17 protein-coding genes are annotated in these 17398 nt (G+C 63.5%); 10 read left to right on the plus strand and 7 right to left on the minus strand.

Annotated elements, in window-relative coordinates:
• The first annotated feature begins 15 nt into the window (after window positions 1-15).
• The 3 genes from ACIOVF_RS18005 to ACIOVF_RS18015 all read left to right on the plus strand — a co-directional run bounded on the left by ACIOVF_RS18005 (window position 16) and on the right by ACIOVF_RS18015 (window position 3022).
• A complete protein-coding gene (locus ACIOVF_RS18005; RefSeq protein ID WP_045195441.1) occupies window positions 16-864 on the plus strand; it encodes a glycine betaine ABC transporter substrate-binding protein in 849 nt (282 codons plus the stop codon).
• A 191-nt stretch (window positions 865-1055) separates the two neighbouring features.
• Window positions 1056-1367: a DUF485 domain-containing protein gene (locus ACIOVF_RS18010; protein ID WP_038994010.1), complete on the plus strand. Its 312-nt coding sequence runs from the start codon at window positions 1056-1058 to the stop codon at window positions 1365-1367.
• Window positions 1364-3022, plus strand: a complete 1659-nt coding sequence (locus ACIOVF_RS18015) for a cation acetate symporter (protein WP_045195438.1) — start codon at window positions 1364-1366, stop codon at window positions 3020-3022. Before ACIOVF_RS18010 ends, ACIOVF_RS18015 begins: the two co-directional genes overlap by 4 nt.
• A gap of 122 nt (window positions 3023-3144) precedes the next feature.
• On the opposite strand, the gene ACIOVF_RS18020 is transcribed toward ACIOVF_RS18015, so the two are convergent.
• Window positions 3145-3297, minus strand: coding sequence for a DUF3309 family protein (locus ACIOVF_RS18020; RefSeq protein WP_010224169.1), 153 nt, complete (start codon window positions 3295-3297; stop codon window positions 3145-3147).
• Window positions 3298-3538: 241 nt separating this feature from the next.
• Here ACIOVF_RS18020 and ACIOVF_RS18025 point away from each other — a divergent pair, with 241 nt between their 5' ends.
• The 3 genes from ACIOVF_RS18025 to csrA all read left to right on the plus strand — a co-directional run bounded on the left by ACIOVF_RS18025 (window position 3539) and on the right by csrA (window position 5058).
• Complete coding sequence (locus ACIOVF_RS18025) at window positions 3539-4354, plus strand: SDR family oxidoreductase (protein WP_195884810.1); 816 nt, start codon at window positions 3539-3541, stop codon at window positions 4352-4354.
• Window positions 4355-4407: 53 nt separating this feature from the next.
• Complete coding sequence (locus tag ACIOVF_RS18030; RefSeq protein ID WP_045195432.1) at window positions 4408-4740, plus strand: YnfA family protein; 333 nt, start codon at window positions 4408-4410, stop codon at window positions 4738-4740.
• Between the two features lie 135 nt (window positions 4741-4875).
• Window positions 4876-5058 (plus strand): carbon storage regulator CsrA, encoded by a 183-nt coding sequence (gene csrA / locus ACIOVF_RS18035; protein ID WP_045195430.1) that lies wholly within the window; start codon window positions 4876-4878, stop codon window positions 5056-5058.
• A 1-nt stretch (window position 5059) separates the two neighbouring features.
• Here the strand turns inward: csrA and ACIOVF_RS18040 are convergent, their stop codons facing one another.
• From ACIOVF_RS18040 to mnmC, 5 genes are all read right to left on the minus strand, one after another.
• On the minus strand, window positions 5060-5287 hold the full coding sequence (locus ACIOVF_RS18040; protein WP_045195429.1) for a YheU family protein: 228 nt from the start codon (window positions 5285-5287) through the stop codon (window positions 5060-5062).
• A 66-nt stretch (window positions 5288-5353) separates the two neighbouring features.
• Complete coding sequence (locus ACIOVF_RS18045; protein WP_045195427.1) at window positions 5354-6538, minus strand: osmoprotectant NAGGN system M42 family peptidase; 1185 nt, start codon at window positions 6536-6538, stop codon at window positions 5354-5356.
• Between the two features lie 14 nt (window positions 6539-6552).
• Window positions 6553-8298 carry an N-acetylglutaminylglutamine synthetase gene (gene ngg / locus ACIOVF_RS18050; RefSeq protein ID WP_401291251.1) on the minus strand — a complete coding sequence of 582 codons (1746 nt, stop codon included), beginning with the start codon at window positions 8296-8298 and terminating at the stop codon, window positions 6553-6555.
• A gap of 3 nt (window positions 8299-8301) precedes the next feature.
• Window positions 8302-10089: an N-acetylglutaminylglutamine amidotransferase gene (locus ACIOVF_RS18055; protein WP_401291254.1), complete on the minus strand. Its 1788-nt coding sequence runs from the start codon at window positions 10087-10089 to the stop codon at window positions 8302-8304.
• A gap of 150 nt (window positions 10090-10239) precedes the next feature.
• A complete protein-coding gene (gene mnmC, locus ACIOVF_RS18060; protein WP_401291257.1) occupies window positions 10240-12255 on the minus strand; it encodes a bifunctional tRNA (5-methylaminomethyl-2-thiouridine)(34)-methyltransferase MnmD/FAD-dependent 5-carboxymethylaminomethyl-2-thiouridine(34) oxidoreductase MnmC in 2016 nt (671 codons plus the stop codon).
• 135 nt (window positions 12256-12390) lie between these two features.
• Between mnmC and pap the strand changes: the two genes are divergently transcribed.
• Together pap and ACIOVF_RS18070 are read left to right on the plus strand one after the other, a co-directional pair.
• Window positions 12391-13884, plus strand: coding sequence for a polyphosphate:AMP phosphotransferase (gene pap / locus ACIOVF_RS18065; protein ID WP_401291260.1), 1494 nt, complete (start codon window positions 12391-12393; stop codon window positions 13882-13884).
• Window positions 13885-14024: 140 nt separating this feature from the next.
• A complete protein-coding gene (locus tag ACIOVF_RS18070) occupies window positions 14025-14981 on the plus strand; it encodes a DMT family transporter (protein WP_045195418.1) in 957 nt (318 codons plus the stop codon).
• Between the two features lies 1 nt (window position 14982).
• Here ACIOVF_RS18070 and ACIOVF_RS18075 read toward each other — a convergent pair whose 3' ends face one another.
• A complete protein-coding gene (locus tag ACIOVF_RS18075) occupies window positions 14983-16377 on the minus strand; it encodes a class II fumarate hydratase (RefSeq protein WP_401291264.1) in 1395 nt (464 codons plus the stop codon).
• Window positions 16378-16533: 156 nt separating this feature from the next.
• Between ACIOVF_RS18075 and ACIOVF_RS18080 the strand changes: the two genes are divergently transcribed.
• Together ACIOVF_RS18080 and ACIOVF_RS18085 are read left to right on the plus strand one after the other, a co-directional pair.
• Window positions 16534-17055 carry a DUF2059 domain-containing protein gene (locus ACIOVF_RS18080; protein ID WP_045195414.1) on the plus strand — a complete coding sequence of 174 codons (522 nt, stop codon included), beginning with the start codon at window positions 16534-16536 and terminating at the stop codon, window positions 17053-17055.
• 12 nt (window positions 17056-17067) lie between these two features.
• Window positions 17068-17367 carry a BolA family transcriptional regulator gene (locus ACIOVF_RS18085; RefSeq protein WP_045195412.1) on the plus strand — a complete coding sequence of 100 codons (300 nt, stop codon included), beginning with the start codon at window positions 17068-17070 and terminating at the stop codon, window positions 17365-17367.
• Window positions 17368-17398: the final 31 nt, after the last annotated feature.

Below are 17398 nucleotides of genomic sequence, written 5' to 3' on the forward strand. Positions count from 1 at the left end.
CGAGGGGATGCTTGGATGAAAATGCGACGACTCCTGGGGGTGGGCACCGCCCTGGTACTGGCCATTGGCGCGGGGCAAGCGCTGGCCAAGGAAGTGAGCATCGGCTATGTCGATGGCTGGTCCGACAGTGTGGCGACCACCAACGTCGCCGCCGAAGTCATCAGGCAGAAGCTCGGCTATGACGTCAAACTGCAGGCCGTGGCCACCGGCATCATGTGGCAGGGGGTGGCCACCGGCAAGCTCGACGCCATGCTCTCGGCCTGGTTGCCGGTAACCCATGGCGAATACTGGACCAAGAACAAGGACAACGTGGTCGACTACGGCCCCAACTTCAAGGATGCCAAGATCGGCCTGATCGTCCCCGAATACGTCAAGGCCAGCTCGGTGGCCGACCTCAAGACCGATGACAGCTTCAAACAGAAAATCGTCGGCATCGACGCAGGCTCCGGGGTCATGCTCAAGACCGACCAGGCCATCAAGGACTACGACCTCACCGGCTACAAACTGCAGGCAAGCTCTGGCGCGGCGATGACCGCAGAGCTTGGCCGCGCCTATGCCAAGCAGCAATCGATCGCGGTGACCGGCTGGGTGCCGCACTGGATGTTCGCCAAGTGGAAGCTCAAGTTCCTCGAAGACCCCAAAGGCGTGTATGGCGCCGCCGAAACCGTCAACAGCATCGGCAGCAAGGAACTGGACAGCAAGGCGCCGGAAGTGGCGGCGTTCCTGAAGAAGTTCCAGTGGCAGTCCAAGGATGAAATCGGCGAGGTCATGTTGGCCATTCAAGAGGGCGCAAAACCTGAAGCCGCAGCCAAGGACTGGGTGGCCAAACACCCGGAGCGCGTAGCCGAGTGGACCGGCAAATAATGGCTTAAAGCCTCTATCTGGCACCTTCCAGGGCCGCACCCGCGAAACGCCGGTGCGGCCCTTGTCGTTTCAGGCTGTTACCGAATCGGTAAAAGAGTTTTGCATCTAAGACTAAGGTCGTCTGGAGTGCGTTCGAAGGCAGCATAAAGTGGAGTGGGTACTACCTAATCTGTGCTGCGAGGACAAAAACAATGAACGACAGCATTTACCTCTCGATACAAAACAGCCCGCGGTTCAAGGAGCTGGTTTCAAAACGCGAACGTTTCGCCTGGATTCTCTCGGCGATCATGCTCGGTCTTTACGCCGCCTTCATCCTGTTGATTGCCTATGGCCCGCATATTCTCGGTGCCAAGCTCAGCCCTGACTCGTCGATCACCTGGGGTATTCCCCTTGGTGTCGGTCTGATCATCTCGGCTTTCATCCTCACGGCCATCTACGTGCGTCGCGCCAATGGCGAGTTCGACGAGATGAACAAGGCGATCCTCAAGGAGGCTCAGCAATGATCCGGCGTCTACTGGCAACCCTGGCCTTCGGCGTTTTTGCACCCGCCGTCTGGGCCGCTGACGCCCTCACCGGCGCGGTGCAGAAACAACCCTTGAACGTCTCGGCGATCGTCATGTTCGTCGCCTTCGTCGGTGCCACCCTGTGCATCACCTACTGGGCGTCCAAGCGCAACAAGTCCGCTTCCGACTACTATGCCGCCGGCGGGCGCATCACCGGTTTCCAGAACGGCCTGGCGATTGCCGGCGACTATATGTCGGCCGCATCCTTCCTGGGTATTTCCGCCCTGGTGTTCACCTCCGGTTACGATGGCCTGATCTACTCGATCGGCTTCCTGGTCGGCTGGCCGATCATCCTCTTCCTGATCGCCGAGCGCCTGCGCAACCTGGGTAAATACACCTTTGCCGACGTCGCCTCGTATCGCCTCGGGCAGAAGGAAATCCGCACCCTGTCGGCCTCGGGCTCGCTGGTGGTGGTGGCGTTCTACCTGATCGCGCAGATGGTCGGTGCCGGCAAGCTGATTCAGCTGCTGTTCGGCCTGGACTACCACGTCGCGGTGATCCTGGTGGGCATCCTGATGTGCATGTATGTGCTGTTCGGCGGCATGCTCGCGACCACCTGGGTACAGATCATCAAGGCCGTGCTGTTGCTCTCCGGTGCCAGCTTCATGGCGCTGATGGTGATGAAGCACGTCAACTTCGACTTCAACGCGCTGTTCTCCGAAGCGATCAAGGTTCACCCCAAAGGTGAAGCGATCATGAGCCCGGGCGGGCTGGTCAAAGATCCGATCTCGGCGTTCTCGCTGGGCCTGGCGCTGATGTTCGGTACCGCTGGCCTGCCGCACATCCTGATGCGCTTCTTCACTGTCAGCGACGCCAAGGAAGCGCGCAAGAGCGTGCTGTATGCCACCGGTTTCATCGGCTACTTCTACATCCTGACCTTCATCATCGGCTTTGGCGCGATCCTGCTGGTCAGCACCAACCCTGAGTTCAAGGACGCTGCCGGCGCCCTGATCGGCGGCAACAACATGGCGGCGGTGCACCTGGCCGATGCCGTGGGTGGCAGCGTGTTCCTCGGCTTCATCTCGGCAGTGGCCTTCGCCACCATCCTGGCGGTGGTTGCCGGCCTGACTCTGGCCGGTGCCTCGGCGGTGTCCCACGACCTGTATGCCAGCGTGATCAAGAAGGGCAAAGCCAACGAGAAGGATGAAATCCGCGTGTCGAAGATCACCACCGTCGCCCTTGGCGTGTTGGCGATCGGCCTGGGCATCCTGTTTGAAAGCCAGAACATCGCCTTCATGGTCGGCCTGGCGTTCTCCATCGCTGCCAGCTGTAACTTCCCGGTACTGCTGCTGTCGATGTACTGGAAGAAACTGACCACCCGTGGAGCCATGATCGGTGGCTGGATGGGCCTGATCAGTGCCGTGGCGCTGATGATCCTCGGCCCGACCATCTGGGTGCAGATCCTCGGCCACGAGAAGGCGATCTACCCGTACGAGTACCCGGCGCTGTTCTCGATGATCATTGCCTTTACCGGTATCTGGTTCTTCTCGATCACCGACAAGTCCAAGGCCGCCGATGATGAACGTGCGCTGTTCTTCCCGCAGTTCGTGCGCTCGCAGACTGGCCTGGGTGCCAGCGGTGCGGTGTCTCACTAAGTAAGCAAAAAGGCAGCCTTTGGCTGCCTTTTTGGCTGCAAGCTCCAAGTCACAAGCCGCAAGTTGAAGCCGTACGCGTACTGCTTTGACTTGCGGCTTGCTGCTTATGGCTTGCAGCTTTTCTATATCTTGCCGAGCAACAACAGGATCAGCAGGATGATCAGCACCGTACCGATGATGCCGGATGGCCCATAGCCCCAACTTCTGGAGTGCGGAAAGACGGGTAAGCCACCGATCAACAGCAGAATCAGGATGATGATAAGTATGGTGCCCATGGCAGTTTCCTTGTTTGGCTTGAGAAGTAGGCGTTACGCTGCAATCCATCTCTTCGGTCATGTGTTTCATGCCCGCCTGTTAATTCCGACTGCTGCCAGTGGCTAAAAGTTTTATCCCATCTTTATTAGTCACGTTCACCGCTGTTTGCCCCGGCTATTCAGCATCCTGATACTGCGTGGGTGGCGGCCTTGGCTTCGCTACACTGGCCTGAACTTTCCAGAACAGTACAAGGCAGCTGCTATGCAAAAGCGCATGATGATTACCGGTGCCGGCTCGGGGCTTGGGCGCGAAATTGCCTTGCGCTGGGCGCGCGAGGGCTGGCAACTGGCCCTGGCCGATGTCAACGAGGCCGGCCTCAAGCAAACCCTGGCGCTGGTACGCGAGGCCGGCGCCGACGGTTTCGTGCAGCGCTGCGATGTGCGTGACTACAGTCAGCTCACCGCCCTGGCCCAGGCCTGCGAAGAAAAGTTCGGCGGCATCGATGTGATCGTCAACAACGCCGGGGTGGCCTCGGGCGGGTTTTTCGCCGAGCTGTCGCTGGAGGACTGGGACTGGCAGATCGCAATCAACCTGATGGGCGTGGTCAAGGGCTGCAAGGCTTTCCTGCCACTGCTCGAGCGCAGCAAGGGCAGGATCATCAACATCGCCTCGATGGCCGCCCTGATGCAAGGCCCGGCGATGAGCAACTACAACGTCGCCAAGGCCGGGGTGCTGGCCCTGTCGGAAAGCTTGCTGATCGAGCTGCGCCAGCAGGAGGTCGCGGTGCACGTGGTGTGCCCGTCGTTCTTCCAGACCAACCTGCTCGACTCGTTCCGTGGCCCGACCCCGGCGATGAAAGCCCAGGTCGGCAAGCTGCTGGAAAGCTCGCCGATCAGCGCCGCCGATATCGCCGACTACATCCACCAGCAAGTGGCCGCCGGCGAGTTCCTGATCCTGCCGCATGAGCAGGGCCGCGAAGCCTGGAAGCTCAAGCAGCGCAACCCGCAGATGCTCTACGACGAGATGGCCAGCATGGCCGAGAAAATGCGCGCCAAGGCGCGGCCGTCCCAGGCTTGAGCGTCGCCATCAGGTATTCTTGGCCATCCTTTGAACAGCCTTGAGTACCTGGTGTGATCAATTACCTGTGGTTTTTCCTCGCGGCGATCTTCGAGATCGGCGGTTGCTATGCCTTCTACATGTGGCTGCGCCTGGGCAAGAGCGCCTGGTGGATTGCCCCGGCCTTGCTCAGCCTGACCCTGTTCGCGCTGATCCTCACCCGGGTCGAAGCGGCGTATGCCGGGCGCGCCTATGCCGCCTATGGCGGTATCTACATCGTCACTTCGCTGTTGTGGCTGGCGCTGGTCGAGCGGGCGCGGCCGCTGGGCACTGACTGGATCGGCGCGTTGTTGTGCGTGCTGGGGGCCAGCATCATCGTCCTCGGGCCACGTTTGCAGAGTGCCTGAAGGGTCGAAAACTCAAGAAATCTGTAGGCAAAATCGCCCAGCTAAGTGGGATGGGTCTAATTCGCCGTCGGAGCATTGAAGGCGTCCGGCACCCCGTGCAGTCTCCGAATTCCCTGATTTGTGGAGGATCGGAGCATGTTGGTAATAGGCCGCGAAATAGGCGAAATCATCGCCATCGACGATGACATCAAGATCAAGGTGTTGTCGGTGGACGGCAACACCGTGCGCTTCGGCATCAGCGCGCCGCGGCACATCGAGGTGCACCGGGCGGAGATCTACAAGCGTATCGTCGAGCAACTGGCCAAGCAGGCCGGTTGAATCAGTCGAGCAGTTCCTTGGGCACGTCGTGCTTGGCCAGCAGCTGGCATTGCTGGCTTTCAAGGTCGAACAGAATGAACGCCTGTTTTTTTGCCAGCGCCTGGCGCACCCGCAGCACGCGGGTTTCCAGCGGGGTGTCGTCACCGTTGTCGGTGCCGTCGCGGGTGACGAAATCCTCGATCAAGCGGGTGAGGGTTTCGGCTTCCAGTTGGTCGTAGGGAATCAGCATGAACAGGACAGGTCTGGCGAAAAGGTAGCGCCATGCTACGCCAAACCTGTCCTGGCTGTGTAGGCGCTAGTTTTTGTTGCCGACCAGGCTGTCGACGGCCGGCACCCGGGTATCGCTTTCCATCTGTGCATCGTGCTCAAGCTGGTGGCTGAAACTTTCCAGCGAACTGCCGGTGGCTTGCGAGTCGCTGGCAAACACCGGCGGGCTGAGCAGGTAGGCGGTCAGCAGGCGGCTCAGCGCCGCCAGGCTGTCGATGTGCGTGCGTTCGTAGCCATGGGTGGCGTCGCAACCGAAGGCCAGCAGGGCGGTGCGAATATCGTGACCGGCGGTGATCGCCGAATGCGCGTCGCTGAAGTAGTAGCGAAACACATCGCGGCGAGCCGGCAGTTCGTGTTCGCGGGCAAGTTTGAGCAAGTGGCGCGTCAGGTGATAGTCATAGGGGCCGGCCGAATCCTGCATGGCGACGCTGACCGCGTGTTCGCTGGAGTGTTGCCCGGGCGCGACCGGGGCAATATCGATGCCGACGAACTCGCTGACGTCCCAGGGCAGGGCGGCAGCGGCGCCGGAGCCGGTCTCTTCGGTGATGGTGAACAGCGGGTGACAGTCGATCAACGGCTGTGCGCCGCTTTCAACAATGGCCTTGAGCGACGCCAGCAGCGCCGCGACACCGGCTTTGTCATCCAGGTGGCGGGCGCTGATATGGCCGCTTTCGGTGAACTCGGGCAGTGGGTCGAAGGCGACGAAGTCACCGATGCCGATGCCCAGCGACTCGCAATCGGCGCGGGTGGTGCAGTAGGCATCCAGGCGCAACTCAATGTGCTCCCAACTGACCGGCATCTGATCGATGGCGGTGTTGAACGCGTGGCCGCTGGCCATCAGCGGCAACACGCTGCCGCGCAGCACGCCGCTGTCGGTGAACACGCTGACGCGGCTGCCTTCGGCAAAGCGGCTGGACCAGCAGCCCACCGCCGCCAGCGACAGCCGGCCGTTGTCCTGGATCGCCCGCACGCTGGCGCCGATGGTATCCAGATGGGCGGACACCGCCCGGTCGGGCGAGCTCTTGCGGCCCTTGAGGGTAGCGCGGATGGTGCCGCGGCGGGTCAGTTCGAAGGGGATGCCGAGCTCCTCGAGGCGCTCGGCAACATAGCGCACGATGGTGTCGGTAAAGCCGGTGGGGCTGGGAATGGCGAGCATTTCCAGCAGGACTTTCTGCAAGTACGTGAGGTCCGGTTCGGGAAGCTGTTGGGGCATGCGAACTCCTGTGCTCATGGCGCGGGTCGACTGTGGGGGAACAACAGGTCGACGAAGCGCTCGGCAGTCGGTTGCGGTTCATGGTTGGCCAGGCCGACGCGTTCATTGGCTTCGATGAACACGTAGTCGGGCTGGTCGGCGGCCTTGACCATCAGGTCCAGGCCCACCACCGGGATGTCCAGGGCGCGGGCGGCGCGGATGGCAGCGTCGACCAGCACCGGGTGCAGGCGCTCGGTGACGTCCTCCAGGCAGCCGCCGGTGTGCAGGTTGGCGGTGCCGCGCACAGCCAGGCGCTGGCCGGCAGGCAGTACGCTGTCGTAATCGACCCCGGCAGCGTGCAGGGTGCGCTGGGTTTCGTGGTCCAGGGGGATGCGGCTTTCACCGCCCGTTGCCGCCTGACGCCGACGGCTCTGGGCTTCGATCAGGGCGCCGACGGCGTGCTGGCCGTCGCCGACAATCTGCGCCGGGTGGCGGATGGCGGCGGCGACCACGTCGAAACCGATGACCACGATGCGCAGGTCAAGGCCGGCATGAAAGCTTTCCAGCAGCACGCGGCTGTCGAAGCGCCGGGCGCTTTCTACCGCTGCACTGATTTCATCGAGGGTGCTGAGGTTTACCGCCACGCCGTTGCCTTGCTCACCGTCCAGCGGCTTGACCACCACCGCGCCATGGTCTTCGAGGAAGGCCAGGTTGTCATCGGCATTGCCGGCCAGTTGCTGCGCCGGCACCTGCAAGCCTGCGGCGCTCAGTACCTTGTGGGTCAGACTTTTGTCCTGGCACAGGGTCATGCTCACCGCCGTGGTCAGGTCGCTCAGCGACTCGCGGCAACGTACCCGCCGACCACCATGGATAAGGGTGAACAGGCCGCCATCGGCATCGTCGACCTGCACCTCGATACCGCGCCGGTACGCCTCCTCGACGATGATCCGCGCATAGGGGTTGAGCCCGGTTTCAGGGCCTGGGCCGAGGAACAGCGGCTGGTTGATGCCGTTCTTGCGCTTGACCGCGAAGGTCGGCAGGTTGCGAAACCCCAGCTTGGCGTACAGGCGTTTGGCCTGGCGGTTGTCGTGCAGCACCGAGAGGTCGAGGCAGGTCAGGCCGCGGCTCATGAAGTGCTCGATCAAATGCCGCACCAGCACTTCGCCGACACCGGGGCGGGTGCACTGTGGGTCCACCGCCAGGCACCAGAGGCTGCTGCCGTGTTCCGGGTCGGCAAAGGCCTTGTGATGATTCAGGCCCATGACGCTGCCGATGATCGCGCCGCTGTCTTCGTCTTCGGCCAGCCAGTACACCGGCCCGCCCTGATGGCGCGGGGTCAGCAACTCGGGGTCGATCGGCAGCATGCCGCGGGCCTGGTACAGGGCGTTGATCGCCTGCCAGTCGCTGTCGCTCTGCGCCCGGCGGATACGAAAACCGCGAAACACCCGTTGCGCCGGGCGGTAGTCGCTGAACCACAGGCGCAGGGTGTCGGACGGGTCGAGGAACAATTGCTGCGGGGACTGGGCCAGCACCTGCTGCGGCGCCGCCACGTACAGGGCAATGTCGCGCTCGCCGGGGCGTTCGTCGAGCAGGGCGCTGGCCAGGCTGGCCGGGTCGGGGTAGGTGTGGCCGATCAGCAGCCGCCCCCAGCCGCAGTGCAGCGAACGCGGCTGGTCGTGGGGCTGGCTGCCATCGCCGGCCAGTTGCGCCTGCAGTCGCTCATAGGACGGCACCTGGCCGCGCAGCAGGCGCTGGCCGTAAGGTGAGGCATGGGCTTTCATCGATCAGATTCCTTGTTCGCTGAGCCACAGGTTCAAGGCAGCCAGTTGCCAGAGCTTGGAGCCGCGCAGCGGCGTCAGCTGGCCGTGGGGATCGCTGAGCAGGCGGTCGAGGGCGGCGGGGTTGAACAGGCCGCGGTCCTGGCTGGGGTCAAGCAGCAACTCACGCACCCAGTCCAGGGTTGCGCCCTGCAGGTGCTTGAGCCCCGGTACCGGGAAGTAGCCCTTCTTGCGGTCGATGACTTCACTGGGGATGACCAGCCGCGCCGCTTCCTTGAGCACCTGCTTGCCACCGTCGGGCAGCTTGAAGCGCGCCGGGATGCGCGCCGAGAGCTCGACCAGGCGATAGTCGAGGAACGGCGTGCGCGCTTCCAGGCCCCAGGCCATGGTCATGTTGTCGACCCGTTTGACCGGGTCGTCGACCAGCATCACCGTGCTGTCCAGGCGCAGGGCTTTATCCACCGCATCGCTGGCGCCGGGCTGGGCGAAGTGCTGGCGGACAAAGTCGCCGGCGGCGTCGTGATCGAGCAGCCAAGGCGCTTGCACGGTGGCGACATAGTCGTCGTAGCTGCGGTCGAAGAACGCCTCGCGGTAGGCTGCGAACGGATCGCGCGCGCCGTCCACCTGCGGGTACCAGTGGTAACCGGCGAACAGCTCGTCGGCGCCCTGGCCGCTTTGCACCACCTTGCAGTGCCTGGCCACTTCCCGCGACAGCAGGTAGAAGGCAATGCAGTCATGGCTGACCATCGGCTCGCTCATGGCGCGAAAGGCGGCGGGCAACTGCTCGATGATCTCCCGCTCATCGATGCGCAACTGATGATGACGGGTACCGTAGTGGCGGGCGATCAGGTCGGAGTACTGGAACTCGTCGCCGCGCTCGCCGCCGGCATCCTCGAAGCCGATGGAGAAGGTCGACAGGTCATCGACACCGACCTCGCGCAGCAGGCCGACGAGCAGGCTCGAGTCGACACCGCCGGACAGCAACACACCGACATCCACCGCAGCGCGTTGACGAATCGCCACCGCCTCGCGGGTACTGTCGAGGACGCGGTCGCGCCAGTCTTCCAGGCTCAGGTCCTGTTCATCGGTGCGCGGGCCATAGTGCAGGTGCCACCAGACTTGCTGCTCGCAGCGGCCCTGGGCATCGATGCGCATCCAGCTGGCCGGTGGCAGTTTCTCGATATTGGCCAGCAGGGTGCGTGGCGCTGGCACCACGGCGTGGAAGTTCAGGTAGTGGTTGAGCGCCACTGGGTCGAGCACCGGGTTGATGTCGCCGCCCTTGAGCAGCGCCGGCAGGCTCGAAGCGAAGCGCAGGCGTTCGCCGGTGCGCGACAGGTACAGCGGCTTGACCCCGAGGCGGTCGCGGGCGAGGAACAGCTGCTGGCTGTCACGTTCCCAGATCGCCAGGGCGAACATGCCGTTCAGGCGCGGCAGCAAGTCGGCGCCCCAGGCGTGATAGCCCTTGAGCAGCACCTCGGTGTCGCCATCCGAGTAGAAGGCATAGCCGAGGCTTTCCAGCTCACTGCGCAGCTCGGGGAAGTTGTAGATGGCGCCGTTGAAGGCCAGCGACAGGCCCAACGGGTTATCGACCATGGGCTGCGCCGAGCCGTCGGACAGGTCCATGATTTTCAGCCGGCGATGGCCTAGGGCAATCGGCCCCTGGCTATGGAAACCCCAGGCGTCAGGGCCGCGAGGTGCCAGGTGATGGGTGATCCGCTCGACCGCGGCGAGGTCCGCCGGGCGTGGTGGGTGGGCAACAGGGGTGAAACGAAACTCTCCAGCTAATCCGCACATAAGTCCTTACCGGTTTTGCCGTTGGGGAAGGTGCCCGAAACCCGGGCACATGGAAACTGACCGGTGCGGATAGCGAGAGTTTTAGATCAATCGGTTATAAGCGGTAGCTGCAAGCGACAAGCTTCAAGCTGCAAGAGCACGCCGGGTCAATCAGCTTTTAGTGTGTGGCTTGGCGCTTGTCGCTGCTTTTTTATTCCTGATCAATTCACGCAACATGAAGCGATTCGGGTGGCAGGCTTCGGCCACGGCGCGGGGCACCGGCAGCGGTGCGTTGTCGGCCCAGGCGGCGATCATTTCGCCCGCCAGTGGCGCGGTGATCAGCCCGCGCGAGCCATGGCCGCTGTTGATGAACAGGCCTTCGAGCCAGGGGCAGGGGGTGGCGGGAATTTGCCGGGCATCGCGGGCCAGCACGGCGTAGTCGTGGTTGAACTGCGCCTGTTCGGCCAGCGGGCCGACAATCGGCAGGTAGTCGGGGCTGGTGCAGCGAAACGCGGCGCGGCCCTGCAGCGTATGCGGGTCGAGACTGTGGGCGCCCAGGCGCTGGGCCAGGTCGCTGGAGATCGCCTCAAGCAGGCCAAGGTTGCCGACGTGCTCGCCGGGGGTGGGCGTGAGGTCGGTGCTGTGAAAGTCGAAGCTGGCGCCGAGGGTGTGCTCGCCATTGCGCGGCGGCGCGACATAGCCGTCGGCGCACACCACCGTGGTCAATGCCTGGCTTTGCGCTGTCACGGGCAGGCGGGTGACCTGCCCGCGAATGCGCTTGAGCGGCAACCCGGCGCAAGGCTCGAAGTTGTGGATCTCGGCGGCGGTCGCCAACACCACCAGCGGCGCGCTGGCCAGCAGTTTGTCGCTTTCCCAGGCTTGCCAGAGGCCGTCGACCTTACGCAGTTGCAGTACCTGATGATGGGTCAGCAGGGTGATGTTCGGGTGCTGCAGTTGCGCCTGGCACAGCGCCGGCGGATGCACCCAGCCGCCTTCAGGGTAGAACAGCCCGCCGCTGTCCAGGGCAACCCCGGCCAGTTGTTCAGCCTGCTCACGGTCCAGGCGTTGCAGCAATTGCGGGTTGAAGGCTGCGGCCAGTTGCTGCTGGCGCTGGTCTTCCTTGGCGTCGAAGGCCAGCTGCAGCACCCCGCAGCCATCCCAGTCCTGGCCGCGCTGCAGGCGTTCGAGCAGCCGCCGGGTGTAGCCGAAACCGCTGAGGATCAGGCGCGACAACGCCGTGCCGTGTGCAGACAGCTTCAGGTACAGCACCCCTTGCGGGTTGCCCGAAGCTTCTGCTGCTGGCGTCGCATGGCGCTCCAGCACCTTTACCTGCCAGCCGCGGGCGGCGAGGCTGGCGGCGCTGGCGCACCCGGCAAGGCCTGCGCCGATCACCAGCGCCTGGCGTGGGCCGCGCAGGGCAGGCGGCCGGGCAAACCACGGCGCGCTGGCGGCCGGTTGCGGCTGCTCGGCCGGCCAGCCATTGAAGGCGCCGCGCAGCACTTCCCATTTCTTGCCGATGCCGGGAATGCGCTTCATGCTAAAGCCCACGGCGATCAGGCCGCGGCGCACCCAGCCGGTGCTGGTGAAGGTGCCGAGGGTGGTGCCGGGCGCTGACAGCCGGCCGATCTCGGCGAACAGCTCCGGGGTCCACATTTCCGGGTTTTTGGCCGGGGCAAAGCCGTCGAGGAACCAGGCATCCACCTGTGCATCGAGCTGCGGCAGTTGCTCCAGCACGTCGCCGATCATCAGGGTCAGGCGCACCCGGCCCTGCTCGAACGCGAACGGCTGGAAGCCTTCGTGCACTGCCACGTACTGGCTCAGCAACTGGCTGCTGAACGGCGCCAGCTGCGGCCACAGGGCCAGGGCGCGACTGAGGTCGGCGCGGGTCAGGGGGTATTTTTCGACGCTGATGAAGTGCAGCCGCGCATCAGCCGGGGCGCACTCGGCAAACAGCTGCCAGGCGCAGAAGAAGTTCAGGCCGGTGCCGAAGCCGGTTTCGCCGATCACCAGGCACTGGCCCGGCTGCATTGCGCTGAAACGCTGGCGCAAGTCGTTCTGGTCGATGAACACGTGACGGGTTTCCTCCAGGCTCTGCTCCTTGGAGAAATAGATGTCGTCGTATTGGCGCGAGTGCGGTCGGCCCTGGTCGTCCCAGTCGATCTGGGCGTATTGGGTTACTTCGGTCATGTTCGGCTCAGCATTGGCAAGAGGGCCATTTTAGCTGATCGGCGCCAGGCTGTTTGACCTGTGGCAGGCTTTGTTTTGTGCCGACAAAGGTTTCGACAATCCGCTAGTCTTGCTTATCCAAGTAGGGAGCCTGGTATGTTCGAATCCGCTGAAATTGGTCACGCCATCGACAAAGACACCTATGACGCCGAGGTCCCGGCGCTGCGTGAAGCGTTGCTGGAGGCGCAGTTCGAGCTCAAGCAGCAGGCGCGTTTCCCGGTGATCGTACTGATCAACGGCATCGAAGGTGCCGGCAAGGGCGAGACGGTCAAGCTGCTCAACGAATGGATGGACCCGCGCCTGATCGAGGTGCGCACCTTCGACCAGCAAACCGACGAAGAACTCGCCCGTCCACCGGCCTGGCGCTACTGGCGGGCACTGCCGGCCAAGGGGCGGATGGGCGTATTTTTTGGCAACTGGTACAGCCAGATGCTCCAGGGCCGCGTGCATGGCCAGTTCAAGGATGCCGTGCTCGACCAGGCCATCCGCGGCGCCGAGCGCCTCGAAGAAATGCTCTGCGATGAAGGCGCGCTGATCTTCAAGTTCTGGTTTCACCTGTCCAAGAAGCAGATGAAAGCCCGCCTCAAGGCGCTCAAGGACGATCCGCTGCACAGCTGGCGGATCAGCCCGCTGGACTGGCAGCAGTCCGAAACCTACGACCGTTTCGTGCGCTTTGGTGAGCGGGTGCTGCGCCAGACCAGCCGCGACTACGCGCCCTGGCATGTGATCGAGGGCGTCGATCCGCATTACCGCAGCCTGGCTGTGGGCAAGATTCTGCTCGAAGGGCTGCAGGCCGCGCTCAAGTCCGATCACGGGCCGATCCACCAGGCCAACATCGCGCCGCTGGGTGAAAGCATCGACCAGCGCAGCCTGCTCGGCAGCCTCGACCTGAGCCTGCGCCTGGACAAGGACGACTACCAGGAACAACTGATTACCGAACAGGCGCGCCTGGCCGGCCTGCTGCGTGACAAGCGCATGCGCCGCCACGCCCTGATTGCCGTGTTCGAAGGCAACGATGCGGCGGGCAAGGGCGGTGCCATTCGCCGGGTGGCGGCAGCCCTCGACCCGCGCCAGTACCGCATCGTGCCGATCGCTGCGCCCACCGAAGAAGAGCGCGCGCAGCCGTACCTGTGGCGCTTTTGGCGGCACATTCCGGCGCGTGGCAAGTTCACCGTGTTCGACCGTTCCTGGTATGGCCGGGTACTGGTCGAGCGGATCGAAGGCTTTTGCAGCCAGGCCGACTGGATGCGCGCCTATGGCGAGATCAACGACTTCGAAGAACAACTGAGCAATGCTGGCGTGGTGGTGGTGAAGTTCTGGCTGTCGATTGACGAACAGACCCAGCTCGAGCGCTTTCAGGAGCGCGAGCAGATCCCGTTCAAGCGCTTCAAGATCACCGAGGAAGACTGGCGCAACCGCGACAAGTGGGGGCAGTACGCGGAGGCTGTGGGCGACATGGTCGACCGTACCAGCACCGAGATTGCGCCCTGGACCCTGGTCGAGGCCAATGACAAGCGCTGGGCGCGGGTCAAGGTGTTGCGCACCATCAACCAGGCGCTGGAGGCGGCGTTCAAGAAGCACAAGAAATGATAGCGGGGGCTGCGAAAGCAGCCCCAGCAGGAACTCAGGGAATGAAGTACTGAATTCTTTTCCGCATTCTTGCCTGTCTCGCCACCAACCCAGCCCGTAGAATCCAGTTTCCCCCCACCAAAGGGCTATCGAGGCTGGTTATGCATATTTCTTCCGGACGCTGGGTCTACGGTCTGTCCTTGTCGCTGCTGACCGCCGTGCTCTGGGGCATCCTGCCGATCAAGCTCAAACAGGTGCTGCAGGTGATGGACCCGATCACCGTGACCTGGTTTCGCCTGCTGGTGTCCGGCGGCCTGTTGCTGGCCTGGCTGGCGGCAAGCAAGCGCCTGCCCTCGTTCAATGGCCTCGGGCGCAAGGGCTGGGGCCTGGTGCTGCTGGCCACCTGCGGGCTGGTGGGCAACTATGTGCTGTACCTGGTCGGGCTCAAGCTGCTCAGCCCCGGCACCGCCCAGCTGGTGGTGCAGATGGGCCCGGTGCTGTTGCTGGTGGCCAGCGTGTTCCTGTTCAAGGAACGCTTTAGCCTGGGGCAGGGCATGGGCCTGGTGATCCTGCTGCTGGGCTTTGGCCTGTTCTTCAATCAACGCCTGGATGAGCTGCTCACCTCCCTGAGCGTCTACACCACCGGCGTGCTGACCATCCTCCTGGCGACCTCTATCTGGGTGTTCTATGCCCTGAGCCAGAAGCAGCTGCTGACGGTATGGAACTCGATGCAGGTGATGATGGTGATCTACCTGTTTTGCGCAGCCTTGCTGAGCCCTTGGGTGCATCCGTTGGAGGCGCTGCAATTGAGCCCGCTGCAAGGCTGGCTGCTGCTTGCCTGCTGTTTGAACACCCTGGTGGCCTACGGCGCGTTTGCCGAAGCCCTGGCGCACTGGGAAGCCTCCAAGGTCAGTGCGACCCTGGCGGTGACGCCGCTGATCACCTTTGTGGCGGTGGCCCTGGCAGCCTGGTTCTGGCCCGACTTTGTCCACGCCGAGCAGATCAACACCCTGGGCTACATCGGTGCGCTGGTGGTGGTGCTGGGCTCGGCGCTGACCGCCCTGGGCCCGTCGATCATGGCCGGCTGGCGGGCCAGGCGCGTTCGCCTGGCCCGGTGATTCAGCCCTTGGCGCCCGGTTCGAGCATTTTTTCCGGGCGCACCCACTGGTCGAACTGCTCGTTGCTCAGGTAACCCAGGCTCAGCGCCGCCTCGCGCAGGGTGGTGCCTTCGCTGTAGGCCTTCTTGGCGATTTCTGCCGCCTTGTCGTAGCCAATGTGCGGGTTGAGCGCGGTCACCAGCATCAGCCCGCGCTCCAGGTGCGCGGCCATCTGTTCGGGATCCGGTTCGATCCCGGCAATGCAGTGCTGCTGGAAGTTGCTACAACCGTCGGCCAGCAGTTCGATGGACTGCAGCAGGTTGTGGATGATCACCGGCTTGAACACGTTCAACTGCAAGTGCCCCTGGCTTGCCGCAAAGCCGATCGCGGTGTCGTTGCCCAGCACCTGGCAGGCCAGCATCGATAGGGCCTCGCACTGGGTCGGGTTGACCTTGCCGGGCATGATCGAGCTGCCCGGCTCGTTGGCCGGCAGGCGTACTTCGCCAATCCCGCCGCGCGGCCCGGAGCCGAGCAGGCGCAGGTCGTTGGCCAGTTTCATCAGGGCCACGGCGAGGGTTTTCAGGCCGCCGGCGAGGGTGGTCAGCGGTTCATGCCCGGCCAGGGCGGCGAACTTGTTCGGTGCGGTAACAAACGGCAGGCCGGAAAGCGCGGCGAGCTCGGCGGCGATGGCCTCGGCAAAGCCGTGCGGGGCGTTCAGCCCGGTGCCGACGGCGGTGCCGCCCTGGGCCAGCTCGCACACCGCCGGCAAGGCCGAACGAATCGCCCGCTGGGCGTAGTCGAGCTGGGCGACATAGGCCGAGAGTTCCTGGCCGAAGGTGATCGGTGTGGCGTCCATCATATGGGTGCGACCGGTTTTCACCAGGTGCTGGTGGCGCGCCGAGAGTTCCGCCAGGCCCGACGACAGTTCGGTGATCGCCGGCAGCAGCTTGTGCTGCACGGCCTGGGCGGCGGCGATGTGCATGGCGGTGGGGAAGCAGTCGTTGGAACTTTGCGAGCGGTTGACGTGATCGTTGGGGTGCACTGGCGTTTTGCCGCCACGGCCATTGCCGGCCAGTTCGTTGGCACGACCGGCGATCACTTCGTTGACGTTCATGTTGCTCTGGGTGCCACTGCCGGTCTGCCAGACGACGAGCGGAAACTGGTCGTCCAGTTGCCCGTCGAGCACTTCGTCGGCGGCTTGTTCGATCAGCCGGGCAATGTCCGCCGCAAGGTCTCCGTTGCGGTTGTTGACCCGTGCCGCGGCTTTCTTGATCAGTGCCAGGGCATGCAACACCGCCAGCGGCATGCGTTCCTTGCCGATGGCAAAGTTGATCAGCGAGCGTTGCGTCTGGGCACCCCAGTAGGCCTGGTCAGGAACTTCGACCTGCCCCAGGCTGTCAGTTTCGATACGGCTCATGCTGCGCTCACTCCCTTGTGGTCTGAATTCGCAGTTTAGGTCCTTATTTGGCGTAGCGGTTCCATCGCGCGTCGACCCACTTGAGCACTGTGCCACTGTCGGCGCAGAATGCTCTACTCTGGGGTACTACCTCCTCTGTCTATTGAAGGAATTCCGATGACCCGTCTTCGCGCCCTCTGCACTGCTGTAGCGCTGGTCTGCGCCAGCGGCCAGGTGCTTGCAGATACCGCCAGCCACAACGCCAGTGCTGAAAAATTCCTCATGATGGCGCATGCCGACAAGCTCGGTACTCCGGTCTACATGCAGGTGCAGCAGATGTTTGCCCAGCGTTTCGAACAGACCAAGGCCCCAGCCTCGAAGAAATCCGTGCTCGACAGCTACCAGGCCAAGGCCAACGCCGCCCTGGACCAGGCCATCGGCTGGAACAAGCTCAAGCCGGACATGGTCAAGCTCTACACCACCACCTTCACTGAAAGCGAACTGAAAGACCTGGTCGCCTTCTACCAGTCGCCTCTGGGCAAGAAAGTCCTCGAGAAGATGCCGCAGGTGACCCAGCAATCGGCGCAGCTGACCCAGCAGAAACTGGAAAGCGCGGTACCGGTGGTCAACAAGCTGCTGGCTGACATGACCAACGAGCTGGACCCGAAAGCGAAGGCCGCACCGGCCAAGAAGCCGTAAGCGGAGCCTGACATGACCATGCAGCAAAAGATCGAGCACCGCCTGCAAGCGCTGGCACCCACGCACTTGCAGGTGCTCGATGAAAGCCACATGCACAGCCGTGGGCAGCAGACCCATTACAAGGCGGTGCTGGTGAGCGAGCAGTTCGAGGGGCTGAACAGCGTCAAGCGCCACCAGAAAGTGTATGCCACCCTCGGTGAGCTGATGAGCGAGTTTCACGCCCTGGCGCTGCACACCTACACGCCGCAGGAATGGCAGAAAATCGGTGTCGCCCCGGCGTCGCCGACCTGCGCCGGTGGCAGCAAGCACTGATTTCCTCGTCAGGTTTTTGCTAGAATGATCA

The organism is Pseudomonas sp. NPDC087612, from assembly GCF_044743505.1.
GTDB lineage: Bacteria > Pseudomonadota > Gammaproteobacteria > Pseudomonadales > Pseudomonadaceae > Aquipseudomonas.